Origin of the sequence: Chryseobacterium sp. sg2396 (genome assembly GCF_042610505.1) — a bacterium.
Lineage (GTDB): Bacteria > Bacteroidota > Bacteroidia > Flavobacteriales > Weeksellaceae > Chryseobacterium.
The window spans coordinates 225,468-251,285 of sequence record NZ_JBHGAQ010000006.1 but is presented as its reverse complement, the minus strand read 5'-3'; the positions used below and the strand labels follow the sequence as shown (position 1 = coordinate 251,285).

At 41.9% G+C, this 25,818-nt stretch carries 23 protein-coding genes and 1 riboswitch; of the genes, 10 read left to right on the top strand and 13 right to left on the bottom strand.

Translation table 11 applies throughout. The annotated features are described in order from the left end of the window. The first annotated feature begins 23 nt into the window (after nucleotides 1-23). The 4 genes from ACED20_RS08910 to ACED20_RS08895 all read left to right on the top strand — a co-directional run bounded on the left by ACED20_RS08910 (nucleotide 24) and on the right by ACED20_RS08895 (nucleotide 7,000). A complete protein-coding gene (locus ACED20_RS08910) occupies nucleotides 24-2,213 on the top strand; it encodes a TonB-dependent receptor domain-containing protein (protein WP_378104217.1) in 2,190 nt (729 codons plus the stop codon). Nucleotides 2,214-2,405: 192 nt separating this feature from the next. Beyond that, nucleotides 2,406-4,643, top strand: a complete 2,238-nt coding sequence (locus ACED20_RS08905; RefSeq protein WP_378104216.1) for an outer membrane beta-barrel protein — start codon at nucleotides 2,406-2,408, stop codon at nucleotides 4,641-4,643. A gap of 163 nt (nucleotides 4,644-4,806) precedes the next feature. Beyond that, nucleotides 4,807-5,496: a DUF1345 domain-containing protein gene (locus tag ACED20_RS08900; protein ID WP_378104215.1), complete on the top strand. Its 690-nt coding sequence runs from the start codon at nucleotides 4,807-4,809 to the stop codon at nucleotides 5,494-5,496. Between the two features lie 523 nt (nucleotides 5,497-6,019). Next, nucleotides 6,020-7,000 (top strand): IS110 family transposase, encoded by a 981-nt coding sequence (locus ACED20_RS08895; RefSeq protein ID WP_378104214.1) that lies wholly within the window; start codon nucleotides 6,020-6,022, stop codon nucleotides 6,998-7,000. A gap of 106 nt (nucleotides 7,001-7,106) precedes the next feature. Here the strand turns inward: ACED20_RS08895 and ACED20_RS08890 are convergent, their stop codons facing one another. From ACED20_RS08890 to ACED20_RS08830, 13 genes are all read right to left on the bottom strand, one after another. After that, nucleotides 7,107-7,817, bottom strand: a complete 711-nt coding sequence (locus ACED20_RS08890) for a HesA/MoeB/ThiF family protein (RefSeq protein ID WP_345766721.1) — start codon at nucleotides 7,815-7,817, stop codon at nucleotides 7,107-7,109. A 294-nt stretch (nucleotides 7,818-8,111) separates the two neighbouring features. Next, entirely contained in the window at nucleotides 8,112-9,230 is a 1,119-nt protein-coding gene (gene thiH / locus ACED20_RS08885; RefSeq protein ID WP_378104213.1) for a 2-iminoacetate synthase ThiH, read from the bottom strand. Between the two features lie 9 nt (nucleotides 9,231-9,239). Beyond that, nucleotides 9,240-10,016: a thiazole synthase gene (locus ACED20_RS08880; RefSeq protein ID WP_294198242.1), complete on the bottom strand. Its 777-nt coding sequence runs from the start codon at nucleotides 10,014-10,016 to the stop codon at nucleotides 9,240-9,242. A 19-nt stretch (nucleotides 10,017-10,035) separates the two neighbouring features. Further along, nucleotides 10,036-10,668 (bottom strand): thiamine phosphate synthase, encoded by a 633-nt coding sequence (thiE, locus tag ACED20_RS08875; RefSeq protein WP_294323824.1) that lies wholly within the window; start codon nucleotides 10,666-10,668, stop codon nucleotides 10,036-10,038. A 27-nt stretch (nucleotides 10,669-10,695) separates the two neighbouring features. After that, the gene (locus tag ACED20_RS08870) at nucleotides 10,696-11,436 is read right to left on the bottom strand and encodes a hydroxymethylpyrimidine/phosphomethylpyrimidine kinase (RefSeq protein ID WP_345766722.1); all 741 of its coding nucleotides are present in this window, start codon (nucleotides 11,434-11,436) and stop codon (nucleotides 10,696-10,698) included. After that, nucleotides 11,409-11,996 (bottom strand): thiamine phosphate synthase, encoded by a 588-nt coding sequence (locus ACED20_RS08865; RefSeq protein WP_345766723.1) that lies wholly within the window; start codon nucleotides 11,994-11,996, stop codon nucleotides 11,409-11,411. The genes ACED20_RS08870 and ACED20_RS08865 overlap by 28 nt, the downstream gene beginning before the upstream one ends. Then, nucleotides 11,993-13,804 (bottom strand): phosphomethylpyrimidine synthase ThiC, encoded by a 1,812-nt coding sequence (gene thiC / locus ACED20_RS08860; RefSeq protein ID WP_378104212.1) that lies wholly within the window; start codon nucleotides 13,802-13,804, stop codon nucleotides 11,993-11,995. Before thiC ends, ACED20_RS08865 begins: the two co-directional genes overlap by 4 nt. Nucleotides 13,805-13,823: 19 nt before the next feature. Continuing rightward, nucleotides 13,824-14,030, bottom strand: a complete 207-nt coding sequence (gene thiS / locus ACED20_RS08855) for a sulfur carrier protein ThiS (protein WP_294199388.1) — start codon at nucleotides 14,028-14,030, stop codon at nucleotides 13,824-13,826. A gap of 56 nt (nucleotides 14,031-14,086) precedes the next feature. After that, nucleotides 14,087-14,184: riboswitch (TPP riboswitch) on the bottom strand. A gap of 202 nt (nucleotides 14,185-14,386) precedes the next feature. Beyond that, nucleotides 14,387-14,974, bottom strand: coding sequence for a glycoside hydrolase family 19 protein (locus ACED20_RS08850; RefSeq protein WP_345766724.1), 588 nt, complete (start codon nucleotides 14,972-14,974; stop codon nucleotides 14,387-14,389). Nucleotides 14,975-15,466: 492 nt separating this feature from the next. Continuing rightward, the gene (locus tag ACED20_RS08845) at nucleotides 15,467-16,144 is read right to left on the bottom strand and encodes an RluA family pseudouridine synthase (RefSeq protein ID WP_294236312.1); all 678 of its coding nucleotides are present in this window, start codon (nucleotides 16,142-16,144) and stop codon (nucleotides 15,467-15,469) included. Nucleotides 16,145-16,147: 3 nt separating this feature from the next. After that, nucleotides 16,148-16,474, bottom strand: coding sequence for a hypothetical protein (locus ACED20_RS08840; RefSeq protein ID WP_378104211.1), 327 nt, complete (start codon nucleotides 16,472-16,474; stop codon nucleotides 16,148-16,150). A 3-nt stretch (nucleotides 16,475-16,477) separates the two neighbouring features. Beyond that, nucleotides 16,478-17,293, bottom strand: a complete 816-nt coding sequence (gene panB / locus ACED20_RS08835) for a 3-methyl-2-oxobutanoate hydroxymethyltransferase (RefSeq protein WP_149247258.1) — start codon at nucleotides 17,291-17,293, stop codon at nucleotides 16,478-16,480. 62 nt (nucleotides 17,294-17,355) lie between these two features. After that, nucleotides 17,356-18,069: a Crp/Fnr family transcriptional regulator gene (locus ACED20_RS08830; protein ID WP_294201497.1), complete on the bottom strand. Its 714-nt coding sequence runs from the start codon at nucleotides 18,067-18,069 to the stop codon at nucleotides 17,356-17,358. An 89-nt stretch (nucleotides 18,070-18,158) separates the two neighbouring features. Between ACED20_RS08830 and ACED20_RS08825 the strand changes: the two genes are divergently transcribed. From ACED20_RS08825 to ccoG, 6 genes are all read left to right on the top strand, one after another. After that, nucleotides 18,159-20,534: a heavy metal translocating P-type ATPase metal-binding domain-containing protein gene (locus ACED20_RS08825; RefSeq protein WP_295213411.1), complete on the top strand. Its 2,376-nt coding sequence runs from the start codon at nucleotides 18,159-18,161 to the stop codon at nucleotides 20,532-20,534. Nucleotides 20,535-20,643: 109 nt separating this feature from the next. Next, on the top strand, nucleotides 20,644-20,868 hold the full coding sequence (ccoS, locus tag ACED20_RS08820; protein WP_294201495.1) for a cbb3-type cytochrome oxidase assembly protein CcoS: 225 nt from the start codon (nucleotides 20,644-20,646) through the stop codon (nucleotides 20,866-20,868). A gap of 5 nt (nucleotides 20,869-20,873) precedes the next feature. Continuing rightward, nucleotides 20,874-23,132 (top strand): cytochrome-c oxidase, cbb3-type subunit I, encoded by a 2,259-nt coding sequence (ccoN, locus tag ACED20_RS08815; protein WP_294201494.1) that lies wholly within the window; start codon nucleotides 20,874-20,876, stop codon nucleotides 23,130-23,132. A 17-nt stretch (nucleotides 23,133-23,149) separates the two neighbouring features. Continuing rightward, the gene (locus tag ACED20_RS08810; RefSeq protein ID WP_146940745.1) at nucleotides 23,150-23,350 is read left to right on the top strand and encodes a CcoQ/FixQ family Cbb3-type cytochrome c oxidase assembly chaperone; all 201 of its coding nucleotides are present in this window, start codon (nucleotides 23,150-23,152) and stop codon (nucleotides 23,348-23,350) included. A gap of 7 nt (nucleotides 23,351-23,357) precedes the next feature. Beyond that, the gene (locus ACED20_RS08805) at nucleotides 23,358-24,239 is read left to right on the top strand and encodes a cbb3-type cytochrome c oxidase N-terminal domain-containing protein (RefSeq protein WP_294216219.1); all 882 of its coding nucleotides are present in this window, start codon (nucleotides 23,358-23,360) and stop codon (nucleotides 24,237-24,239) included. A gap of 96 nt (nucleotides 24,240-24,335) precedes the next feature. Then, nucleotides 24,336-25,790 (top strand): cytochrome c oxidase accessory protein CcoG, encoded by a 1,455-nt coding sequence (gene ccoG / locus ACED20_RS08800; RefSeq protein ID WP_294231063.1) that lies wholly within the window; start codon nucleotides 24,336-24,338, stop codon nucleotides 25,788-25,790. Nucleotides 25,791-25,818: the final 28 nt, after the last annotated feature.

The window sequence follows — 25,818 nt, the reverse complement described above, 5'->3', positions numbered from 1 at the left end:
TATTTTAATCGGTTTTAAACCGGATGAAATCTAAACGCCGTTTCAGGAGAAAAGCGTTAGGAATACTTTTGTCTCAAGATAAATTCAACAAACCTATGAAACTGAAATACTTTTTCATCCTTTCGCTTCTCTCCGCCTCTACCGTGGCCAAAGCTCAAAAAGACAGCCTGAAAAATATAGAACAGGTAAACATCCTGATTAAGAAAAAGCTGCTGGAACGGAAAGCCGACCGGATGATCTTTAATGTGGAAGCTTCCATCGCTTCACAGGGAATGGACGGCTCCGAAACTTTGGCCAATGTTCCCATGATCAAAGTAGATGAAAATTTAGGATCCATATCAATCACAGGCAAAAGTAGCGTGAACGTGATGATCAACGGCAGGATGCTGAACCTTTCCGGTCAGGCTCTGCTGAATTACCTGAGATCCATCCGTTCCGAAAATATTGCCAAAATAGAAGTGATCACCACACCGCCGGCAAAATATGAAGCCCAAGGCAACAGCGGCCTGATCAACATCATCCTGAAGAAAAATCCGAACCTGGGATTCAGCGGCAACATCAGCTCCAACCTGATCCAGAGGACGTATTCCGGGTTCAGCGACAACGGTATGCTGAACTATCAGACCGAAAAATTCAGCAGCAGCCTGAAACTGGTCTATTACGACTCCGCCAAAAGGTCCGATGAAAATTACAGCATTATCGGCGCTACTCAAAATTACAGCAACTCCGTAAGAAGGGATATGTGGAACGAGCTGACTCCCAGTATCAGCATGTCGTATAAGATGAATAAAAATTCCGAAGCCGGATTTGAATATATTTATGCCCATCAGAAATCCGGAATGGATATCATTAACAGAACCCGGAACATTAGTCCGGCCGGACTGGAGGAAAACCTGCTCACCAACACCTTTCACCGGGAAAAAGAACCGACCCATACGATCAGTGCCTATTATGATCTGAAACTTGATTCACTGGGAAAGAAGCTAAGTATCCTGGGAAATTTTTACAAAAACAATTCCGATACGGAGGTAAATTTCGCTACCCAAAAGCTTTCCGACAACACGTTGCAGAATGTAAAAACTCTTTCCCTGGTTGCGCCGCAGATTTTTTCCGCACAGGCCGACCTGGAACTTCCCTTTTCTTTCGGAAACATTGAAACCGGAATCAAGTTTAATCAGTTTAAAAACAATTCCGACCTGAAGTATTTCAGTCTTACCGATAACGGGTACATTTCCGACGAAAACAGGGCCAATCTTTTCCGGTACAAAGAAGAGAACTATGCCGCCTATTTTAGTTATGCTAAAAATTTCGGAGAACATTGGGAGACCAAAGCCGGCCTCCGTTATGAAAATACGTCTGCGGAAAGTTACACGCCTTCCACAGGTTCCGGAAATTCGTACCGGTACGGACAGTGGTTCCCATCGGCGTATATTTCTTATAAAAAAGATAAAAATATTTTCAGCCTGGCCTATTCAAGAAGGATCAACCGTCCGGGAATGGGGAGCCTGAATCCGTTCCGGTGGTATTCCAACCCTTATTCTTATTCTTCCGGGAACCCTTTGCTTACACCGTCATACATTAATAACCTTGAATTGGGCTATACCTTTAATAACAAGCTGACGACAAGCCTTTATTACATGAGACTGAAAAATGCATTCGGACAGGTATCTTCCCAGAACGGCCTTTCGCAGATCTCAACGTATCTCAATTATTATAACAACAATTCCTTCGGGCTTACTATTTCCTATACCGACACTTTTTTTAAGTTCTGGGAATCGACTGTGGCCGTAAACGCAAGCAGACAGCGTTCGGAAATTTTCGGCGTGGATGCCCAGTCCCAGAAAGGAACTTCATTAAGCTACTCGATCAACAATACCGTTACTCTTAATAAAACCAAAACATTTGCTTTTTTCCTGAATTACGAACAAAGCCTGCCTTCCAGAAATGTAAATTATTATTATCATAATTTCTCCGATCTTTCATCGGGTCTTAAAGTCTCCCTGATGGAAAAGCAACTGCAGATCAATGCTACGGTAACCAATATTTTTGCCCAACGGTTCCGTGGTGATATTTATTTTACCGATAGTGTTCATCATATTAATAATTATTGGGACGGCAGAAGCTTCCGGCTGAGCGTGAACTATACTTTCGGAGGCCAGAAAAAAAAGATCCAGAAAAAGGCAATCAAATTTGAGGAAAAGGAAAGGGTTTAAACTTCATTTAAACTAAATTCTAACCCATTAAAAATATTATAAAAAGATAAAAACATGAATATCCATCATTTTGATTATTAAGCTTAGAGTAATCTTATCTTAATCATTTATTTAATCTTACGATTTAGAAATTCTTTGTATGCCTGTAACAAAGTTTGTTTTGCGGTGTCTAATCAATTGAATCGAAAGAGCATGAAAAAAACAATTATCACTTTATCTTTTCTGAGCATGGCTTTTATTTCTGCCCAGGAAAAAACCGGTAACCAGACGACTAAGGAAAAGCAGATTGAAGGCGTTGTCATTACTAAAACTAAAAAAGCCGTTGAGCAGAAGGCAGACCGTACGATCTTTGATTTTTCGGAACAGCCACAGCTGAACAACGGGAATGTGCTGGAAGGAATCAAGAAACTTCCCGGACTGGTGTCTACCGACATCGCCGGAATGATGTACCAGGGAAAGATGCTCGACGTTTACCTCAACGGAAGACCTCTGAATATTACCTCGAATGAGCTGAATTCTTTTCTTGAAGGAATGCCTGCCAATTCGGTAGACCGGATTGAAGTGATTACCCAGCCCGGCGCGGAATTCCCGGCCACTTCCGGCGGAGCCATCATGAACATCATCACGAACAAGAATGCCAATAAGTACTTAACCGCTACCTATTCCGGAAACTATTCTTTTACGAATTATAATAAATTCAGAAGCAGGACCAGTAATTCACTGAACCTGAATGCAAGAAATAAAATTTTCGGATGGCAGCTGAATGTAGGCCAGAATTACCGAGAGAGCATGCTGAACACAGATCAGGACGGCTTGCTGCGAAGTAATACCGACCGCTATGGCAGGGGATACTTTGCAAAATCGGGAATCACTTTTGATCTGGGACAGGACCGGTTGCTTTTGAATTACGACATTTACCATAACAATAACGACAATTACACGTTAAGCTCCGGCGAAGGACAGGAAAAAAGACAGATTCCAACGTTTGATCCGCCACAATATGTATTCAGGGATTTCAGTTTTGATGCGTCGGATGCTGCGCATACCCTGAGTACAAGACAGGAAGCCGTGGTAACCTATCAGAAACGCTTCTCCGAAAAGACGCAGAAACTTGATTTCCAATTCGGTTATACCAGGTCCGACAGTAAATTTGATCAGAATAATATTTACCGTGACGTAAGTTTTGATAACACCACCAATCCACCGATAAGATTTTCGTTAGGAAACCTCTTAAGCAATACTTCGGATATGAGGGTGGCCAATTTCAAAGTAGATTATTCCCAGCCGATTAAGCTTCTGGATGGTGGTAAAGTAAGCCTGGGCGGATTGTATGAACATCAGCGCTTCGATACGGAAAGCAAAGGTTTAACGAACCTTGAATACACGAGACAGACTACCGCTACCTATCTGGAGCTGCAGGCAAAGCTGAAAAAATTCGATTTCATTCTGGGAACCCGCGCCGAGAATTATGATATTTCAGGGATTACAAGATATTATGATACCGGCAACAATGTTGTTGAAGCAAACCTTCTTCCTTTCAATAAATTTAAGCTGTTCCCGAATGCCAGCGTCCAGTACAACCTGATGGAACAGGTGCACGTAACGGCCAATTACAACAAAAAGATCAGCCTGCCGGGCATTTCCGCCCTGAACCCGAACAACGTTACCTTCCAGGGTCCGAATACCCAGGTAACCGGAAACCCGAATCTGCAGCCGACGATCTTCGATAATTATGAAATTAAAATTTCAGCCTTTGATTATGCCTTCATCGGTTACAGCGTGAGTTCGGCAAAAAACCAGGTGGCCCAGATCATCCGTCGGGATGGGAAAAACCTCTTCAACGAGCAGATCAATATTTCGGAAATGAAAATCCATAACTTCAATGTGGGACTTCCGGTTCCGTTTATGATCTTCAGCAAACCGCTGAGCGAGATCATGAAATTTAATTTTAATCCGGACAAGATCAACTTTATGTACATCTATGCCGGTTACCAGAAACATGACATTGCCGATCTGGACAATAAAGGGTTCTGGATCTTCAACATCATGACGCAGGTTATTCTACCGAAAGACATTAAGCTGACGGCCAATTACAGTTATTTAACGCCCAGGGCCGGCTATTTCTATTTTACGGCGGAGAAACCGTTCAACAATTCATTCGACCTGACGCTGACGAAAAAATTTATGGATAACCGCCTGACAGTTTCCGTGTTTGCCAACGATATCTTCAACGGCCAGATCATGCAGGTACGGTCCAACCCGCCGCAGGGCCAATCGGTGTATATGCGAAACAAATACGATACAAGAAACTTCGGACTATCGGTAAATTATAAAATTCCAACCCGGAACAAACTGGCCAAAGAAGACCAGAGCATCCTGAAAGAAAGCAAAAAAGAGGATAATGGCGGAATGGTTCCGCAGGGACAGTAAGAGCCGAATTAAATAAAAAACCATAATCCTTTTAATGTCAGTTAAAAGGATTTTTTATGAACTCCGGATCCTGTTTTCCATTAAAAAAAACTTAATTTCCGTTTTGCCAGATGCGGCAGAAAATATTTTTATTTATTTTTAAAGAAAATTCCGAATGACAAAAATGAAAACACAGGACAGCTTTTTCTTAAAACTCAGCCCGGTGAAGAGAGGTCTCATCAGTCTGTTGGCTGCTGCTGTGGTTTTCTTTCTGATTTTCAGGCTGGACATGAAACCGCTGATTATTCTTATTTTCTGCTGGCTGGCCTTTTCTCTGGTTTTTCTTTTTCTGGACTGGCAGGTGATTCTCCACCGGAAGGTGGATGACATCCGTAAAAAGGCCAGAGCCGATGACGGAAATGCTGTTTTTGTGTTTGCTACCATCATTATTGCGTCCCTGGCAAGCATGTTTGCGATATTCTTTTTAATTACTTCCAAAGATAAAGGCATACAGAAAGAAATCTATTTCCTTCCCGCCGTTCTCGGGGCCATGATCTTATCGTGGATTATGGTGCAGACGCAATATATTTTTCATTACGCCCGGGAATATTACGACGAGGATCCTTCCGGCAAAAAAGAGGAAACCGGTGGCCTTAAATTCCCGACCGAGGATGAAAACGAAACCTATCATCCCGATTATCTGGATTTTGCCTACTATTCTTTCTGTATGGGTTGCACATTTCAGGTCTCCGATATCAGCATTACGTCTAAAAATTTAAGGAGAATTACCATGATCCATGGGCTGCTCGCTTTCTTCATGAACACTTTTGTCGTTGCGCTTACCATTAACCTGGTTGCCGGACTTAACGGATAAAGAAAGATAAAACTCCTCCGGAGTTTATATATTGCAGATTGTGATAATCTGCTACACAGATATTTCTCCTACGGAGCAAAGCTTAAAAAAATAAGGTGGGATTAATTAAGCCGTTTGGTTATGATATTGACTGGAAAAAGCTCCAGGCTCCAACTTCCAACACTTTAATCGAATAAATTGAAGCAAAGCTGATAATTGTTCTGCCCATTTATAAAAGGGGGGGCAAAGCGCAAGAGCCGCTGATTTATCTTTGCCTTCTTTTCATACATATCAGCAAAAGCAAACTTTGCGTGGTAAGTTTGTGGTAAGTTTGTAATAAATCAGAAAGACTTAATTTTAAGAATAACTTTTGGAAAAAGGAATAGGAAACAGATAGCCTTTGCGCTGATACTTACGATATCGATTTAAACGCTCCATCCCTATTCCTTGTTTTCTAAAAACCGAATAGAACGCTGTTTAGGTAAAATTCTCTTACCACGTTGGTTACAGGAAAACAGATTTCCAATAAATAAAGAAAACTCTTATGTCAAATTTAGAGAAAAAAGTAATTGGAGTAGATGTTAGCTTGAAAATGCTTACTCTTAATTACAAGGATTCAGAGGGAGTAATAATAACACGTAATATTCCTAATCTTAGAAAAGATATTTTAGGTAATCTTAATTTTTTTGATAAAGAAGAATATAAGATTATAGTAGAGGCCACAGGTGCTTATAGCAGCAAGATTTTATATTTTTCCCATGAATTGGGTTTCGAAGTAAGTATGGTAAATCCAGTAAGTATAAAAAGATATGGCGAATTAAAGAATCATATCAGTAAGACTGATGCTGAAGATTCCAGACTGATTCGGGAGTATGGTGAACAGGTAGAATTTAGACCGTATACTCCTAAAAGTAAGACTTTGGAATATCTTGATCAGGAATTAAATCTTTGGCATGATCTGGAACAGGCGAAAAAAAAGTATGGTCTTAAGCTTAAGGCTCTTCAACAAAAAGCAATGTGTAGCAAGGAAACGATAAAACATTATGAAAGACTTATCAGGAATCATGACTGCGAGATAGAAAAAGTAATCTCACGGATGTCAAGACTTCAGGATGAAGAATTAAAGCGAGATGTAGATTTATTAAGTAGTATTTCGGGCATTGGAGAAAAAACGGCTTTACTGTTGCTGGTAGCCACCAATGGATTTAAAAATTTCGCCAATGCTAAACAAATATCCAAATACTTTGGAGTAGCTCCTTGTCTTTATGAATCAGGAACCAAAAAGAAAAGTCTTTGCAAATGTAGGACCACAAAAAAGCATGTACGAAGTATTTTATATGTGTGTTCTTGGACAGCTATGAGATTTAACAGCCAATGTAGGGAACTATATGAAAGAATTTTGTCGAAAAATAAATCCAAAAAAGTCGCATTGATTGCTGTATGTAATAAATTACTCAGACAATGCTTTGGAATAATGCGAAACAAAATACCTTATCAGAAAAACTATTTACAAGTAGGCAATTAATTTTTTAGCATATTTATTTGCAAGTTAACATAGAACGTTAAAAATCGAATAAGAAATATGGCAAACAGAACCTCCTGTTTCCCTCTTGCGACCCTTCATATTTTATTTAAAAATCAACCGCCTGAAAAGTCCAGCTGAATGTATCAATCAAAGCCAGTTTATTTACAGGCACAGGAAGACCGGTGATGAGGTTGAGTGCTAAATGGGCCATCATGCTCCCCACAATCCCAGGCAAAGGACCCAGCACGCCCAGACTGTCACAGTCGGGAATATTTTCATCCAAAGGCGGTTCCGGGAAAATATCCCGTAGGTTCCGGCTTCCCTGATAATTAAAAACCGCAACCTGGCCCGAAAAGCTGAGAATGCTTCCATAAACCAATGGTTTTCCTAATTTTACACAAGTGTCATTTACCAGATATCTTGTTGTAAAATTATCGGAGCCATCGATAATAATATCGTAATCCGAAATCAGTTCTTCCGCATTGGCAGCATCCATTTTCAGTTGATGTCCGGTAAAATTTACCTGATGATTTAGATTTTTAACGAACTGTTCTGCGCTTTCCACTTTGGAAATACCGACCGAACTTTCATTATGAATAACCTGACGGTTTAAATTATGCAGTTCCACCTCATCAAAATCCACTACACCCAACTTACCGACTCCCGCTGCTGCCAGATACTGAATCACAGGACTGCCTAACCCGCCGGCTCCGATAACCAAAACTTTGGCATTCATTATTTTCCGCTGGCCCTCAAGCCCGATCTCCTCTATGAAAATCTGACGGCTGTAACGGACAAAAATATCTTCACCTTTCATTTTTTATGATTTTAAACCATTAAGATTGATTTTATGGAGTGAGAATATTAAGTATTCGTAAGAGAATAAAACAAGCTCAATGCATAATTTTTTTAAAAGCCAGATTTCTGAATAAATATTTAAACAAAGTTGCCTTTAATAAAGTGAAAAATGTTTCATTTGATAATCAATACCTTTGATGTACTATTGACATAGGGAACTTCCATCATCCAGCTTCCTTCTTCCAGCCTATTACTTCGGGTTCACGCAAATTAAGCTTAACTCTCTAATAAAACCTTAATGGTCCAATTCGTTTTATACCCCACTGTAAACGGTATCCCAGTCTTTCATCACCGGATCGTAGCCGGCTTTTCTGATAATGCTTTTTATTTCTTCCATGCTTCTTTCATCGCTGGTCTCAAACTGTTCCAGGGATTGTCTGTCTACGGCATATCCGCCGGGATTCGTTTTGGAAGCTGCACTCATTGCCGTTGCACCCAATGAAATGATATGGTTCCTGAATGTTTCATTTTCCCTGGTAGAGATGGAAATTTCAAGATCCTCATTCCAGATTCGGTAAGCACAGATCAATTGCAGTAAATCTTTATCGGACATGATGAAATTCGGTTCAATGATTCCTTCCGCAGGCCGGAGCCTTGGGAATGAGACGGAAAATTTAGATTTCCAGTATTGCTTCTGAAGGTAATCGATATGAAGCGCGTTGAAAAAGCTGTCTACCCTCCAGTCTTCCAGTCCGAGCAGAACGCCGAGTCCTATTTTGTGGATTCCGGCACTGCCAATCCGGTCAGGAGTTTCCAGACGGAAACCGAAGTTTGATTTCCTGCCTTTCGGATGGTATTCTTTGTATACTTCCTGATGATAGGTTTCCTGATACACCAAAACGGCATTCACTCCCACTTCATGAAGCTGACCGTATTCGACCTCAGACAACGGCTGAACCTCAATGGAAATATTGGCGAAATGAGGCTTCAACAGCTTGACGGCATTCACAAAACAACTGATACCAACCGTTTTATTGGCTTCTCCGCTTACCAGCAATACATGATTTACACTCATCGATTTCAACACCGAGGCTTCGATCATGAGTTCCGTATCAGACAGTGTTTTCCGCTTAATCGGATTATCGAGACTGAATCCGCAATAGGTACAGATATTCTGGCATTCGTTGCTGAGGTACAGCGGCGCATACAGCTGAATGGTTTTTCCGAACCGTTTTTGGGTAAGACGCTGCGCCATTCCGGCCATCACCTCCAGTTTTCCGGCAGCGGCAGAAGAAATAAGATTCAGAAAATCATCGATCGTCCTGCTGGTTTTGTGTAGGCTTCTTTCAACATCGGCCGGCGTTACCGTTTCCAGCCTGGACTTTATGTCATTCCACCGGTACTGTTCAAAAACAGATGTAAAACTTTTCATCCTTCAGATTTAATCAAACAAAAAAGAAGTCAGCGGACTGGAAGCTTCGGCATGTTTTGAAATGGCTCCCAAGCCGGCTTCGTAGGCTCTTCTGCCGGCGGCCACCCCTTCTTTAAAGGCTTGAGCCATACTTACCGGATCTCCGGCAACGGCAATCGCTGTATTTACCAACACAGCGTCTGCTCCCATTTCCATGGCTTTTGCCGCGTCGGAAGGTGCCCCGATTCCGGCATCCACGACAACAGGAACGTTGCTCTGGCTAATGATGATTTCTAAAAAGTCCAAGGTTTTCAGGCCTTTATTCGTTCCGATCGGTGCACCCAAAGGCATCACAACCGCAGTGCCTGCATCTTCCAGGCGTTTACAAAGTACCGGATCAGCATGGATGTAAGGCATCACCACAAAACCTAATTTGGCAAGTTCTTCCGTAGCATATAGAGTCTCGATCGGATCCGGCAGCAGGTATTTCGGATCCGGGTGAATTTCCAGTTTTACCCAATTGGTTTCCAGGGCTTCCCTCGCCAACTGTGCAGCCAACACTGCTTCTTTAGCCGTTCTTGCGCCTGAAGTATTGGGTAAAAGATGAGATCCCGTGATTTTCAAGGCATTCAGCAGATCGTCTTCCGGAGATTGGGAATCAATCCTTTTTAAAGCCATGGTTACCAGCTCGCTTCCTGAAGCGATGATGGAATCCGTCATTTCCGATAGGTTCCCAAACTTTCCGGTTCCCAAAAACAGCCTTGACGCAAAGGTTCTGCCGGCTATTATTAAATTCTGATTATTCATAGGTAAATTTTTATCTGTTTCATAAAGTCACGGGATCCTGTTTTAATGCTTCTCTGAATGTTTTGATGACAGAAGGCCGTGCAGTGATCTGACCGGAAACAGCAACTCCGTAAATTCCTGTTTCCTGTAGTCTTTCAACATCGTCGAGAATCACTCCGCCGATCGCAAATATTTTAGGAATTTCAATTGAGTTTTCCTTCAGGCTCCGGATGATATTCTCATATCCATCAAAACCCAACACCGGACTCAGTTTTTCCTTGGTTGAGGTAAAGCGTAAAGGCCCCAAACCGATATAGTCACAGGATTCACTGATCCGCCGGAGGAGATCAGAAAAGGTATTCGCCGTCCCGCCGATAATTTTATTTTCTCCTAAAACAGATCTTGCGGCTTCAACGGAAGTATCCTGTAATCCTAAATGAACGCCATCAGCGTCGATGTCTTTCGCGATCTGCACATGGTCATTGATGATACAGACCGATTGGTATTCCGGACACCGCTTTTTTATATTTTCACAAAGCCTGATCAGTTCATTTTCAGGAGCATTTTTCCAGCGGATCTGTATCCATCGGGCACCGTTGTCTAAAGCGTTTTTAATATTACATTCCTGTTCGGCCTGTGTAAAGCCCTGCGAAATGTATTGTAGTTTTTCCATTTTTATTTTTAATTGAATTAAGAAATTTCAGGAATGGAATCCCAGCAGACCGGGAGTTCCCATTAAAAATTTTTCGATATATTCTTTTCCTTTCCGGCAGGCCGTTTCCATATCTTCTCCCCTCGCCAACTGTGCTGCAATCACGGACGACAGCACACAACCGGAACCATGCTTCGGATGATAGACTCCATCTTGATGATAAGGTGAAATAGGAATTTCTTTTCCTTTAATTCTTAGAATATCTGTCCCTAAACTGTATTCCCGGTGTCCGCCTTTAATGAGCACCGTACATGAGTTTTCACAATCAAACAAGATGTTTTTCTGTAAAACCTGATATTCGTGATAATTTGGAGTGATCAGATCAATTTCATTTAAAACATTTTTTAAGTCCGGAATGGTATTCAGATCAAAAAAGGTAAACTCAGAAGTACTTTTCAACACCGGATCCCAGATGATCTTCGCTTCAGGAGCATGGAGTTTAACGGTTTTCATAATTTCATGTAAAAATTCAGAATCCTTTACCACTCCGATTTTGACCGCTCTCACAGGATACTTCTCCATTAAAATGCTGATAGCTGATGTAACCTTGTCTAACGGCTGCCATTCCAGGCTCAGGCACTGAGAGTCAGTCTGAATTGTAATGGCCGTACATACGCCTAATCCCTGAACTTTCAGCTGTTCAAAAGTTTTACAGTCTGCCAGGATACCTGCCCCGCCACTTGGGTCGAAGCCGGCAATGGTCATAACAAAAGGACGTTCTGTCTGCATTGGATATATGTTTTTAAAGGTTCTTCACTTTCCCAGATGGCTCCCAGCAAAGCGGCTCCGTCCACATCTTCTGAAAAAACCATATTAATATTATGCGGATTGATCCCGCCCAAAGCGATAAGTTTGGAATCATCATTTTCCCGCTGCCGGATACTTTTCAGAATTTTCGAGCCATTTCCATAACCTTTCTTGGAAATACTCGGAAACACAGGACCCAGAAATACATACTCCCAGCGTGAATCCAGCGTATTGAAGTCATCAATATGGTGTACTGAAGTCGATACAATATATTCGTCAAAAAAATGTTCCGGGATATTCGGTCTTTCCACTTCTTTAAAGTGGAGCCTGGAAGTCCCGAATTCTTCAGCCAGGATATAATGGCTGTGCAGAGCCAGCCTTTCATGAAAGCCGGAATCAATATTTTTTATATAATTTCGCATGGTTGCGGCATTCATTACCGGTTTTCTCACATGAAGCAATTCCAGTCCTTCCCGAAACAATTCATTTATGACTTCAGTTTCATTCCGCACGGATTGTTCAGGCGTGATGACGATGATCATATATAAATCTCCTTCCCTTTTTCGATGAATTCCTGGGATTTATCTAACATTCCCTGTTCGGCAGACTCACGGATTTCTTGGGTGATTTTCATCGAGCAGAATTTCGGTCCGCACATCGAGCAGAAATGGGCCACTTTGGCTCCGTCAGCCGGAAGGGTTTCATCATGGTAAGAACTTGCCGTCTCCGGATCGAGCGAAAGGTTGAACTGGTCTTCCCAACGGAATTCAAATCTTGCTTTGCTTAAAGCATTGTCCCTATACTGGGCGCCGGGATGGCCTTTTGCCAAGTCTGCTGCATGGGCTGCCAGCTTGTACGTAATTACGCCAACTTTTACATCGTCTCTGTTCGGAAGCCCAAGATGCTCCTTCGGAGTTACATAGCAAAGCATCGCACAGCCGAACCAGCCGATCATCGCCGCACCGATCCCGGAAGTAATATGGTCATAGCCAGGCGCAATGTCCGTTGTAAGTGGCCCTAAGGTATAAAAAGGCGCTTCGTGGCACTCTTCCAGCTGCTTGTCCATATTTTCCTTGATCATGTGCATCGGGACGTGGCCCGGGCCTTCGATCATCACCTGGACATTATGTTTCCACGCAATTTTTGTGAGTTCCCCTAAAGTTTCCAGTTCTGCAAACTGCGCTTCGTCATTGGCATCAGCGATAGAGCCTGGACGAAGACCATCGCCTAAGGAAAAAGCCACATCATATTTTTTCATGATCTCGCAGATCTCTTCAAAATGCGTATACAGAAAGTTTTCTTTATGATGGAACAGGCACCATTTGGCCATAATCGATCCTCCCCTGGAAACTATTCCGGTTACCCGTTTTGCCGTCAGGTGGATATACCTCAGCAAAACACCGGCATGAATGGTAAAATAGGAAACGCCCTGCTCCGCCTGCTCGATCAAAGTATCTTTAAAAATTTCCCAGGTTAAGTCTTCTGCGACGCCTTTTGCTTTTTCCAGTGCCTGATAGATCGGAACGGTACCAATCGGAACCGGACTGTTTCTGATGATCCACTCCCTTGTTTCATGGATATTTTTCCCTGTTGACAGGTCCATGATCGTATCGGCACCCCAGCGGCAGGCCCAGACTGCTTTTTCCACTTCCTCTTCAATGCTTGAGGAAACGGCACTGTTCCCGATGTTGGCATTGATCTTCACTAAAAAGTTTCGTCCGATGATCATCGGTTCGCTTTCCGGATGGTTGATGTTATTGGGAATGATCGCTCTCCCTGCGGCAATTTCGTCCCGTACAAATTCAGGTGTAATTTTGCCTTTAGGCGTTCTTGCCCCGAAGCTGTTTCCGGTATGCTGGGAAGCCATTTCTTTGGAAACAGTCTCCAACTCCTCGATGCGCAGGTTTTCCCGGATGGCGATGTACTCCATTTCGGGGGTGATAATTCCCTGTCTGGCGTAGTATAGTTGGGTAACTTCTTTTCCTTCTTTGGCTACTTTCGGCTTGTGATTGTATGAAAACCGGAGTTGATCCAGCTTTGAATCGGCAAGCCTGGCTTTTCCGTATTCGGAGGTAATCCCCTCCAGGATTTCTACGTCGTTGCGGTCCAGGATCCACTGTTCACGGATTCTCGGCAGGCCTTTTTCGATATCAATTTCAGAATTTTCGTCGGTATAGGGTCCGGAAGTATCGTAAACAGTAACCGGCGGGTTGTGTTCCAACGTTCCATTGGAAAGTTTGGTCGGACTGAGCTCTATTTCGCGCATTGCGACCTGGATGGGATGAATTTTTCCTTCCACATAGATCTTTTTTGAGTTCGGGAAAGGCAAACGGGTGATGTTATGAGCCATACAATTTGTTTTTATGGGATTAACCGCCCTGAGTGGCGGTGATGATTAAAACGGAGTCTTTGTCGTTGAGTAATGTTTCCGCCCAGGAATGTTGAGGGATAATACGGTTGTTGAGGGCTACGGCGATACCTTTTCGCTTTTGGGGAAATTCCATAGCCAGCAATGCTTCCAGCGTGGCAGGAAGTACATTAAAAGTTTTCCGGGTGTGGTTGATTGTGAGTTCCATTCCTAAATTTTATATCTGCTTTAGGAATGCCCATGACGGTACAAAAGAATGTACAGCAAAGTCATTGCACTTTTCCCTACGCCGGTATGATCCGGATCAGGTTCAAAGGGTAATTCTCAGCCTGTTTTTTCAACAGACACCCCTAAAGTCTGAGACGAAGGTAGCCATTTTTTTTGAACGGGCAATTTTTTTTTTAAGGCGGAAGTTGGGTAATGGATGATAGAAGTCTGATATTGGAATCCATAAGCCAGATGTTTGAAACCGTAAAATTCAGACCAATAAAAAAGATTATCCCGTTGAGATAATCTTTTTAAATTTACATATTATTGAGGGATAAATAGCTGCACATCTACCTTTTAAAGAAAATAAGTCAGCCCCGTTTTATATCGGTTCAGCCGGTCCGGCAATCCGTTATAGCCGCCGTTAATAGCTTTTGTAATTTTTTTGAAAATTACCAGGTTGTTTCCGGTATCGATACCTTTGGTAAGATCAATCTGATCGGCAAGATCGTTCAGTTTACGGGTGTTCCAGAACCATCCGGCGCTTTTAGCTGCATTTTCCAGCTGGGCATTGCTGCATTTCGTCACATTTTTTCCGCCTAAAAGAGTCGGGTTTGCAATAAAATCGGCCCCCAGTGCTTTGGAAACAGCCAGGTAATTAGCTCTCCCGGTAATCTGAATAAGGCCCCGGCCCTTGAATTTTACACCGTCACCTTTCTGGGTGTTTCCCAGATCTTTTCTGCCTTCATAAGCACTTCCGCTGGCCAGTTCCTCCGTATAAAAAAGACCGCCGCTCTCGTGCCCGACCTGTGCCAGGAAATTAAGCATTCTTGCGGGTGTATTGATTGAAAATTTGTTGCATGTTTCGACAACATAGGGTAAAAACTTGGAAGCATAATCCGATTTGGAACAGGTGGCTTCTTTTAATTGTCCGAGTGTAAGCATGGTATTGTTTTTTAAATTTATCCCGTAAAATTATTAAAAAAACCAATGCGTTGCTCAGGAAAATCCTGTCTTTTCAGCAGGTATTTATACGGATGTATTTTACAATTAACACATTATAGACAGAAGACTGCACGAGGAAAGCCGTATGCCGGAAATTTTTTGCTAACATCGTAGCCGAAGTAGTAGCCAGCGAATCGGCATTGTTTCTAATGAATAGGATAGCTGAATTAAATACGGTTAATACTTCTGATAGGCTTTTATCCTAACCTACAAAAAGCCATCCCTTTGGGACTTTAAAATAATATAAATTCAACCTTAGCTGAAAAATAAAACCAAGCTATTTATTTAGTATTAAATTAGAACTTTGCAAGAAATCGACAAAATATCCAGTTTGATTATCAAAACCTTTGATCCTATCTTTGACAAGAGAAACCTCCAGCATCCGGCTTCCCTCTTCCAGCCTGTCCGATTTCTACTCCGAGTTAAATTAAATTAATCTTCACAAGCCCTCCAGACCGCATCATTCTGCGGAACCGGGGCTATGATTTCTATATTTTCCTTGGTAACAGGATGGATGAATTCCAGCTTCCGGGCGTGAAGGTTGATTCCGCCGTCGGGGTTTGAACGCGGAGCGCCGTATTTGAGATCCCCTTTGATGGGAACGCCGATTTTGGATAACTGGGCCCTGATCTGATGATGTCTTCCGGTCTCAAGATCGATTTCAAGCAAAAGATAGTTCTCCAGAGCTTTGATCACGTTGTAAGTAAGAATTGCTTCTTTAGCACCGTCCGTCACTTTAGGAAAAACAATGGCTTTGTTGTTCTTTTCGTTTTTCTTTAAATAATGTACCAGCCTCTGGGTTTTGGGAATCATTTCTTTAGCGACTACCGCCCAGTAGGTTTTCTTAACTTCGCGATTTTTTACCATCTGCGTCAGACGCGACAAAGCCTTTGAGGTTTTGGCATAAATCACCAAACCTGAAGTCGGCCGGTCAATACGGTGAACCAAGCCGAGAAATACATTCCCCGGCTTGTTGTCCCTTTTTTTTATAAAATCCTTAATGGTTTCCAATAAGGATTCGTCGCCGGTTTTGTCGCCCTGTACGAGCTGCCCGACTTTCTTATTGATCACCAGAAGATGGTTATCTTCATATACAATCTGATCCTTCATACTTTATTGACGATAACTTTGCCGGCCTGAAAATGTTATAATAAGCCCTACAAAAACGGCAAGGGTTTTTAGTGATTCCATTCCTGAGCCCACCGGGATCAGCAAACCTCCCAGCACACAGACTGCTGCAACTGCATACATTCCATAGCTAAAATTCTTATTCTTTAAAAAAGGGGCCTGCAGAAAGAAGCTGATCCCGATGAGAACGTAAAAAATTTTCCGTGATAATAAATTGTTGATTTCCGGGGAAAAGAGGTTAAACCATCCCACCACAAGGCAGAACAACGCAATGATGGATATAATCCCCTGAGTTTGCTGTTGGTTTCTCATGAATTAATAACTTTCACTTTCATTAGGGAAATCCTGTCCTTTTACATCTTTTACATACTGCGCCACGGCACCGGTAATTTCAGTGTACAGATCCAGGTATCTTCTTAAAAATTTCGGGCTGAAGCCTTTGTTCATTCCCACCATATCATGATATACCAGCACCTGACCGTCACAATGGGCTCCTGCTCCGATTCCGATGGTCGGAATGGAAACGGCTTCCGTTACTTTCTTGGCCAGATCCGCAGGGATTTTTTCCAAAACCACGGCAAAGCACCCTAATTCTTCCAACAGCTGCGCATCGGCAATCAGTTTTTCCGCTTCCGCTTCTTCTTTGGCCCTGACTTTATAGGTCCCGAACTTGTAAATCGATTGTGGGGTTAATCCCAAGTGTCCCATCACAGGAATTCCGGCATTGATGATTTTCTTGATTGATTTTGAAATTTCCTTTCCGCCTTCGATCTTCACGGCATGCGCTCCGCCTTCCTTCATCATCCTCACTGCGGATTCCAGGGCTTTTTCAGGATTGCTCTGGTACGTTCCGAAAGGTAAATCGGCTACAACCAATGCCCTGTCGGTTCCTCTGACCACGCTCTGAGAGTGGTAGATCATCTGATCCAGGGTAATCGGCAGTGTCGTTTCAAAACCCGCCATTACATTGGCCGCAGAATCCCCGATCAGGACCGCATCAATTCCTCCTGCATCCACCATTTTCGCAGTGGTATAATCGTACGCCGTAAGCATTGTTATTTTTTCCTTGTCGAATTTCATTTTACGCAAGGTTTCTGTAGTAACTTTTTTAATTTCAGAATGAACAGACATAATGTATCTATTTTTTAAAAGTTAAAAAGTCGGCACTGAGCCGACTTAAAGTTTTGTATGATTTATAAAACTACGTGACCGAGTTTCATTAATTTGTCGTGGTTGAGAATTTTGATGTTCCGCCCGTCTACTTCGATGAGCTGGTCACCTTTGAATTCGGAGATCAGACGGATGGCACTTTCGGTAGCCGTCCCGATGATGTTGGCAATTTCTTCTCTTGTCAAAGAAATTTTGATGAAGCCTTCCGGATCAACACCTAATTTCTGCTCTAAAAGCAATAAAATTTCAGCGAGTCTTTCGCGGACGGTTTTCTGTGCCAGGAAAGTGATGGTGTTGGAAGATTCTCCCAGCTCGTAGGCGATTTTCTGAAGCATTACAAAAGAAAGCTGAGGATCTACTTCCAGAAGATACATAAAAATGTCGGCCGGTAAAAAAGTCGCTTCGATATCGGTCATCGCTTCGGCTTTGGCCTGGAAATTTTCACCGCAAAGCAAAGAGCGGTAACCGATGATATCGCCCTCTTTGATGAACCGTAAAATCTGGTCTTTTCCGAAAGCTCCTGATTTGGAAAGCTTAGCTGCCCCTTTTTCCAATACAAAAACGCCTTTCGGTGTTTCGCCGTCCTCGAAAATAGTATCATGCTTCTGAAAAGAAAATTTCTTTTTACCATTGATATATTTTTCAAAATCGGCGCTGGAAAGTCTTTCCTTAAACGATTTATCACTAAAAACTCTGGCAAATCTCTCTTCAATTGCAATCTGTTGTTCCTGCGACATTCTATATGACATTTATCACAAAAATAGAACTTTTTAATCCGATAAACAAAAAAAATTGTTATAATTTTGTAGTTCAATAATTTATGGAGGTGAGCGAGAACTGTTTTCATTGTGGTCAAGAGATCGAAAAGGAAAGAATTCTGTTTGATGAAAAGACTTTCTGCTGCAATGGTTGTAAGTCTGTTTACGAAATTCTGAATACCAACAATTTAAGTAATTTTTACGAATTAAACAAGAGGGCAGGCATCCGGCCGGATGAAAGCTCATCACAGTTTGAATATCTTGATGCTCAGGAAATTTTCGATAAGGTAACGGATTTTTCGGAAGGAGGTACAAGTTTAGTGACTTTCAAGATTCCCGTCATTCACTGTTCGTCGTGTATCTGGCTGCTGGAAAGCCTGCATACTTTGAACAAGAGCATTAAATATTCCCAGGTTAACTTCACCAGAAAGACCTTACAAATTTCTTTTAACCATAACGAACTTAAATTAAGCGAATTAGCTAACTTTTTAACCAATTTAGGTTACAAGCCGGTCATTAGCCTTGAAACAGCGGACAAAAATGTGGAACATCTTGACAAATCGCTGCTGGTAAAGTTTGCCATAGCCGCTTTTGCCTTCGGAAACGGAATGTTTCTGGCATTTCCGGAATACATCGGCGGCGAAGATTACTGGATGGAACATTACAAAGGGCTTTTCAGGGCTCTGATGTGTTTACTGGCGATTCCAGTGGTGGTCTATTCCGCATCGGATTATTATAAATCGGCCTGGTACGGCCTTAAAAACAGGATCGTGAATATCGACGTTCCGATTGTGCTGGGAATTATCGTTCTTTTCGGACGAAGTCTGTACGAAGTGGCGACCAATTACGGTCCGGGCTATTTTGATACACTCTGCGGACTTCTGTTCTTCATGCTCCTGGGTAAGATTTTCCAGAAGAGGACTTACAACGCGCTTTCGTACGACCGGGATTACAAATCGTTTTACCCTATTGCCGTAACGAAGGTTGATTTTGAAGGGAAGCAGGAAAATATTTTGCTTTCAGATGTTAAGGTTGGAGACCGGATTTTAGTGAGAAACCAGGAAATCATTCCGGTGGACGCTATTCTGATCAGCGGAGAAGGAAACATCGACAACAGTTTTATCACGGGGGAAAGCGAAAGCATCAGCAAACAGCCGGGTGATAAGATCTTCGCCGGAGGCAAGCAGATCGGCTCTTCGCTGGAACTGGAAGTAATTAAGGATGTAGATCAGAGTTACCTGACACAACTGTGGAACAAAGAAGCCTTTAAAAAGCACGAGACCGGACTGGATACATTGACGAACACCATCAGTAAATATTTCACATTCATAATTTTAGGCATTGCCCTTGTTGCTGGAATTTACTGGGCAACAGTTGATATGGAGAAAATGTTCCAGGTTATTTCCGCCATCCTGATCATTGCGTGCCCTTGTGCGCTTGCGCTTTCGGCTCCGTTCACGTTCGGTCACATTATGAGGATTTTAGGCAGGAATAAATTCTATGTAAAAGATACCTTAACGATTGAGAAAATTGCAAAACTGGATACGATTGTTTTTGACAAGACAGGAACCATCACCCACCGCAAAAAGTCAAATATAAGATATGAAGGTGCTGAGATTTCAGAATTTGATTCATTGAATATCAAGACCCTGCTTAAAAATTCCAACCATCCGCTTTCCAAATCGCTGTATGAATTCATCGAGGTTAAGGATGAATATTTCCCGGCGGAACATTTCAGGGAGATTTCAGGAAAGGGGTATGAGGCAAGCGTAAGAGGAAATATTTACAAAATCGGATCGGCAAAATACAACAATCAGGAATCCAAAAACCTTGAGACTGCCGTATATGTGAGTAAGAATAATGAGTTTTTAGGAAAATTTATCTTTAAAAATGAATACCGTGAGAACCTGAAAGACCTTTTCAGAAAGCTGACAAATTATAAAGTTTATATTCTGAGCGGCGACAATTCTTCGGAGGAAGATCAGCTTAAAGAACTGATTCCGAACTACAAATCCATGGCATTCAACCAAAATCCTGAGGATAAACTGAACTACATCCAGAATCTTCAGAGTCAAAATATGAAAGTCGTTATGCTCGGCGATGGACTAAACGATGCAGGTGCGCTGAAACAGAGTAATGTGGGAATTGCAATTGCCGATGATTCCAACAGTTTTACCCCATCTTCAGATGTGATTATGAACGGTGAAAAAGTAGTAACGCTGGATCGCTACCTGAATGTATGCAAAGGTTCGATCAAGATTGTGAAAATCACATTTATAATTAGTTTTCTTTACAATATCGTCGGTTTAAGTTACGCAGTTACAGGTCATATGCATCCTCTTTTTGCCGCTTTGATCATGCCGGCAAGTTCGATTACGGTAGTTTCATTTACGACACTTTCAACCTGGATTCTTGGCAGAAAATATTTCAAAAACCAGGCATAAACAGGCTTATTTAGACTGATTTTAAATTATCCAAAACCCGTATTTCGTGATGAAAGTCATTATTTTTCATTAAATTTGAACCCCGAAAATAGGTTAATTTTGTTGTCTAATGGATATTCTGTATTTAATGATCCTTTGCAGTGTTTCTTTAGCTGCTGTTTTCCTGGTCGTGTTTATTATCTACGCGAGAAAAGGGCAGTTTGAGGATGATGAATCCCCTGCTGTAAGAATTCTGTTCGACTCCGATGAAATCAAGGAAAAGGAAGAATCCGACGACAAAGAAGACACGAAAGAAAAAGGAGAAAATAATAAAATTGAAGATAAAAGTGAATAGTTGATATGGAAACACAAAAGTTTAGTTATGACAACAGTATTGTCCGGGCATTCCTCTATGCGACCGTAGCTTTCGGGATCATAGGGTTTTTATTCGGGCTTACGGCGGCATTGATGCTTTTTTATCCTGAGCTTCCGGAATTTATTTTCGGAACTGATGATACTACCATTAAAAGTTTAGGTGGCGGTATCGACGGATTGATAAAAACGCATGGTGCATTCGGGTTCGGAAGAATCAGGATGTTGCACACGACCACTGTAATTTTTGCATTCGTAATGAATGTGGTTTATGTAGGGGTGTACTACTCTTTACAGAGATTATTAAAAACAAGAATGTACAGCGATACCTTATCCTGGATCCATTTCTGGACATGGCAGATTATGATCCTTGTAACGTACGTAACGTTCTTCATGGGAATTAACACTTCTAAAGAATACGCAGAGCACGAATGGCCAATCGATATTCTGATCGCCTTCTCATGGATCATTTTCGGAGCGAATATGTTCCTGACTATTGCCAAAAGAAGGGTAAGACACCTTTACGTAGCGATCTGGTTCTATGTAGGTACATGGATTGCAGTAGCGATGCTGCACATCTTCAACAACCTTGAGGTGCCTCTTTCTTTTACAGGATGGAAGTCTTATTCAGCTTATGCAGGGGTAAAAGACGCTATCGTACAATGGTGGTACGGACACAATGCCGTAGCATTCGTTCTTACAACGCCGGTACTTGGTCTGATGTATTATTTCTTACCGAAAGCAGCAGACAGACCTGTATTCTCTTATAAATTATCGATCATTCACTTCTGGTCTTTGATCTTCGTGTACATCTGGGCTGGCCCTCACCACCTTCAGTATACTGCTCTTCCGGCCTGGGCTCAGGCTGTAGGAACAGGATTTTCGATCATGCTGATCGCACCGTCATGGGGAGGAATGCTGAACGGACTTCTTACCTTAAGAGGTGCCTGGGATAAAGTAAGGGAAAATCCTATTCTTAAATTTTTCGTTGTAGCTGTAACTTGTTATGGGATGGCAACGTTTGAAGGACCATTATTGGCAACAAAAAACATCAATAAAATCGGTCACTTTACAGACTGGGTTATCGGACACGTACACTTAGGTGCCCTTGGATGGAATGGTTTCATGGCATTCGGGGTAATCTATTATCTGATCCCAATTCTTTGGAGAACGAAATTATATTCTGTGAAACTGGCTAACTGGCATTTCTGGTTAGGTACTTTGGGTATCATTTTCTATGCGGTACCGATGTATATTTCAGGTTTTACGCAAGGGTTAATGTGGAAGCAGTTCAACCCGGACGGAACATTGGTTTGGAAAAACTGGCTGGACACTGTAACAGCAATCATTCCTTACTTTAAAATGAGATTTGTAGGAGGATTGTTCTACCTTTCAGGAGCTATCCTGATGGTTGTAAACCTGGTAGCAACGGTAAGAAAAGGATCATTCCAGAAAGATGTACCGGCAGAAGCACCTGCTTTGGCTAACATCAGCAAAAAACGTAAAGAGGGAGAAGGAACCCACCTTTGGCTGGAAAGAACTCCTGTGTTGATGGGTATTTTATCCTTACTAACAATATCTATCGGTAGTATGGTGGAAATTATCCCTACCCTTTCCCTTAAGAAAAGTGTACCGACGATTTCAGCAGTAAAACCTTATTCACCTCTTGAACTGGAAGGTAGAGATATTTATATCAGAGAAGGATGTAACGCCTGTCACTCACAGATGGTAAGACCATTCAGAGATGAGATCGTAAGATTCAACGGTAAGAACGGGCAGTATTCCAAAGCAGGGGAATTCGTTTACGACAGACCTTTCCTTTGGGGATCAAAAAGAACCGGACCGGATTTACATAGAGAAGGAGGTAAAAACCCAAGTTCCTGGCATTATAAGCACATGTATAACCCTAGATCCACTTCCGCAGGTTCTATCATGCCTCGTTACCCTTGGCTGATCGCTACCGATCTGGACCGATCTAAGATGGTAGACAAAATGAAGCTGATGAAGAGTGCTTTTGAAGTACCTTATACCAAAGCTGAAATCGACTCTGCTAACTCATGGGCTAACAACCAGGCTTCCAAAATCGTAAGAGACATCATGTCTGAAGCACCGGATTTGAAAAAGGCTTATGCACAAAAGCCTAAAGGAGAACTGGAGAAGAAAGAAGTGGTAGCACTGATCTCTTATCTTCAGAGATTAGGAACGGATATCAAGACAACTGAAATTAAAACAGCAAGTAATAACTAATATTAAAGGTTCACATCATGATCCCGCAGAATTTTAAAGACATCTTATCCAATACCGACAACGCTGGTTTTTACCAGACCTTGGCTCTGATTTTCTTTCTGCTGTTCTTCATTTCTTTAGTGATCTATGTTTTTAGCAAGCCTAAAAAATATTACAAGGAAGAAGAGGAAGCGCCTCTGCAGGATGATCAGGATGACGATTTTAATCTAAAAAATTAAATTTATTATGAAACAAAGAACACCGGTTGTTATCAACATACTCATCATAATCGTACTTTTAACTATTTTTTATTATTTGTTCGTACAAAGTTATGCGTTCTTAAGTTCTCCTTATTTCTGGGGAACGGTAATTATTGCAGGAATTCTGGCGTACATTCAAGGAGCGATCGGAGATCTTGTTGAAAACAACAAGTTCAAGAAATTATCTCCTGAAGAAAAGGCAGCTTATCTGGCTGAGAAAAAAGTACCGTATTTTAAAAGATTATACAACGCAGCATTCAAGAAGCAGTCTGCAGCTGAGGAAAAGGATATTCTTATTGACCATGGTTTCGACGGAATCATGGAATTGGATAACCAATTGCCGAAATGGTGGGTAGGCCTGTTCTACTTTGGGACCGCTTTTTGTATTCTTTATGTAGCAGCCTACTCTTTCACCGATTTTGCTCACCCGATCAACGAATACGAGCAGGAATATAAAGAGCAGATTGCAGCGATTGAAATATACAGCAAGTCACAACCTCCTGTAACGATTGAAACCGCTAAATATTCAGCAGATAATATTGCAGAAGGGAAGGAATTGTTTAAAACCAACTGTGCCTCTTGTCACAAGGAAGATGGTGGTGGCGGTATCGGACCAAACCTTACCGACAAATACTGGATCAACCAGCCGGAGAAAACGTTATTTAAAAACGTATTCCATATGGACTGGAACGGTTCTCCTAACAATCCTGCGATGAGAGCCTTCGGTAAAAACGGAGAAGTTTCCGGAGCTGAAATCGAAAAGATTGCAGCGTATGTATACCACATCAACCAGGAATTACCTCCGGTAACAGAAGCTCAGGGCGGTGCAGCTCCTCAGGGAACTGAAGCGCATTGGGAAAAAGAATAATTTTAAATAAAAATTAAGCATATGAGAAACATAATTTGTTATTAGATTAAAAAATAGTAACGAATTATGTTTTTCTTTTTTTAAATACTATTACAAATGTCAAACATAGAAGAAACGGAAGCACGCGGCGGACAGGGCCAGGTTCTGGACCCTGAAACTTACAGAGATTCTATAGGCACCATGGATCAGTCCGGGAAGAGGAAATGGGTATATCCCAGAAAACCCAGAGGGAAATTTACCAACTATAGACATATTGTAAGCTATATTTTATTACTGATTTATTTTGCGGTACCGTTTATCAAAATCAACGGCAATCCGCTGATCCTATTTAATGTGATCGACAGGGAGTTCTTTATTTTCGGACAGCCTTTCTATCCTCAGGATTTTTTCATCCTAACTTTGGGAGCTATTGCCTCTCTGATATTCATCATTGTATTTACGATTGCTTTCGGCAGAATTTTCTGCGGGTGGATCTGCCCTCAGACAATTTTCCTAGAAATGATTTTCCGTAAGATAGAATATGCGATCGAGGGAGACCGGAACAAGCAGATGAAGCTCGACCGACAGGAATGGAATACCGAAAAGATCTGGAAGAGAGGACTGAAATGGACAATCTACATTTTTATCTCCTTAATCATCACCCACTTTATGTTTATGTATATCGTGGGGTATAAAGAAGTGATCCGTATCGTTTCCGAAGGACCGTTTGCACATCCTACCAATTTTATCGTGATGGTCCTTCTTACGGCAGCCTTTTATTTTGTATTTGCCTGGTTCAGAGAGCAGGTTTGTACTTTAGTCTGCCCATACGGAAGATTACAGGGTGTACTGATTGATAAAGACACGGTAAATGTTTTCTACGATTTCAAAAGAGGGGAAAACAGAGCGAAATGGAGAAAGGGCGAAGACCGGAAAGCAGCTGGAAAAGGCGACTGTATCGACTGTCACCAATGCGTCGTAGTCTGCCCTACCGGGATCGACATCAGAGACGGGCAACAGCTGGAATGTGTCAACTGCACGGCCTGTATTGATGCCTGTGATGAAGTGATGGAAAAAGTAGGCTTACCAAAAGGACTTATCCGATATGCTACGGAAAATGAAATTGAAAAGCAGACCAAGTTTAAGTTTTCAGGAAGAATGAAAGGATTTGCCTTTATTCTAGTCTTTTTAACGGCATTCCTTGGCTATCTTCTCTACAACAGAGGGGAAATGGAAGCCAAGTTCATCAAGCCGGCAGGAAGCACCTTCTTTGTAAGGGATGGAAAAATTACCAATACTTACAATTATACCTTCCTCAATAAGACGAATGATAAAAAACTGGTGACCATTAAAGTGATTGAGCCTAAGCACGGCGAGGTCATTTACAGCGGATCAAGCAAAATTCCGGTGGAAAGGGATAAAATCACTAAAGGAACCGTAAATATCAGCTTCCCTGAAAGTGAAATGAACCTTTCCAAGCAGAACATTACGATCGGAGTCTACGACATGAATGGCAAGCTGATCGATTCTTACCAGACCTATTTTGAAGGTCCTTTTAAATTACAGTTTTAACCATCAGAAATCCTCACGGTCCAATACT

What these genes read in the sequence shown, in the direction of transcription:
- ACED20_RS08910 (WP_378104217.1), top strand. Translation starts at nt 24, where the DNA reads ATGAAATCTAAACGCCGTTTCAGGAGAAAAGCGTTAGGAATACTTTTG.
- ACED20_RS08905 (WP_378104216.1), top strand. Translation starts at nt 2,406, where the DNA reads ATGAAAAAAACAATTATCACTTTATCTTTTCTGAGCATGGCTTTTATT.
- ACED20_RS08900 (WP_378104215.1), top strand. Translation starts at nt 4,807, where the DNA reads ATGAAAACACAGGACAGCTTTTTCTTAAAACTCAGCCCGGTGAAGAGA.
- ACED20_RS08895 (WP_378104214.1), top strand. Translation starts at nt 6,020, where the DNA reads ATGTCAAATTTAGAGAAAAAAGTAATTGGAGTAGATGTTAGCTTGAAA.
- ACED20_RS08890 (WP_345766721.1), bottom strand. Translation starts at nt 7,817, where the DNA reads ATGAAAGGTGAAGATATTTTTGTCCGTTACAGCCGTCAGATTTTCATA.
- thiH (WP_378104213.1), bottom strand. Translation starts at nt 9,230, where the DNA reads ATGAAAAGTTTTACATCTGTTTTTGAACAGTACCGGTGGAATGACATA.
- ACED20_RS08880 (WP_294198242.1), bottom strand. Translation starts at nt 10,016, where the DNA reads ATGAATAATCAGAATTTAATAATAGCCGGCAGAACCTTTGCGTCAAGG.
- thiE (WP_294323824.1), bottom strand. Translation starts at nt 10,668, where the DNA reads ATGGAAAAACTACAATACATTTCGCAGGGCTTTACACAGGCCGAACAG.
- ACED20_RS08870 (WP_345766722.1), bottom strand. Translation starts at nt 11,436, where the DNA reads ATGCAGACAGAACGTCCTTTTGTTATGACCATTGCCGGCTTCGACCCA.
- ACED20_RS08865 (WP_345766723.1), bottom strand. Translation starts at nt 11,996, where the DNA reads ATGATCATCGTCATCACGCCTGAACAATCCGTGCGGAATGAAACTGAA.
- thiC (WP_378104212.1), bottom strand. Translation starts at nt 13,804, where the DNA reads ATGGCTCATAACATCACCCGTTTGCCTTTCCCGAACTCAAAAAAGATC.
- thiS (WP_294199388.1), bottom strand. Translation starts at nt 14,030, where the DNA reads ATGGAACTCACAATCAACCACACCCGGAAAACTTTTAATGTACTTCCT.
- ACED20_RS08850 (WP_345766724.1), bottom strand. Translation starts at nt 14,974, where the DNA reads ATGCTTACACTCGGACAATTAAAAGAAGCCACCTGTTCCAAATCGGAT.
- ACED20_RS08845 (WP_294236312.1), bottom strand. Translation starts at nt 16,144, where the DNA reads ATGAAGGATCAGATTGTATATGAAGATAACCATCTTCTGGTGATCAAT.
- ACED20_RS08840 (WP_378104211.1), bottom strand. Translation starts at nt 16,474, where the DNA reads ATGAGAAACCAACAGCAAACTCAGGGGATTATATCCATCATTGCGTTG.
- panB (WP_149247258.1), bottom strand. Translation starts at nt 17,293, where the DNA reads ATGTCTGTTCATTCTGAAATTAAAAAAGTTACTACAGAAACCTTGCGT.
- ACED20_RS08830 (WP_294201497.1), bottom strand. Translation starts at nt 18,069, where the DNA reads ATGTCGCAGGAACAACAGATTGCAATTGAAGAGAGATTTGCCAGAGTT.
- ccoS (WP_294201495.1), top strand. Translation starts at nt 20,644, where the DNA reads ATGGATATTCTGTATTTAATGATCCTTTGCAGTGTTTCTTTAGCTGCT.
- ccoN (WP_294201494.1), top strand. Translation starts at nt 20,874, where the DNA reads ATGGAAACACAAAAGTTTAGTTATGACAACAGTATTGTCCGGGCATTC.
- ACED20_RS08810 (WP_146940745.1), top strand. Translation starts at nt 23,150, where the DNA reads ATGATCCCGCAGAATTTTAAAGACATCTTATCCAATACCGACAACGCT.
- ACED20_RS08805 (WP_294216219.1), top strand. Translation starts at nt 23,358, where the DNA reads ATGAAACAAAGAACACCGGTTGTTATCAACATACTCATCATAATCGTA.
- ccoG (WP_294231063.1), top strand. Translation starts at nt 24,336, where the DNA reads ATGTCAAACATAGAAGAAACGGAAGCACGCGGCGGACAGGGCCAGGTT.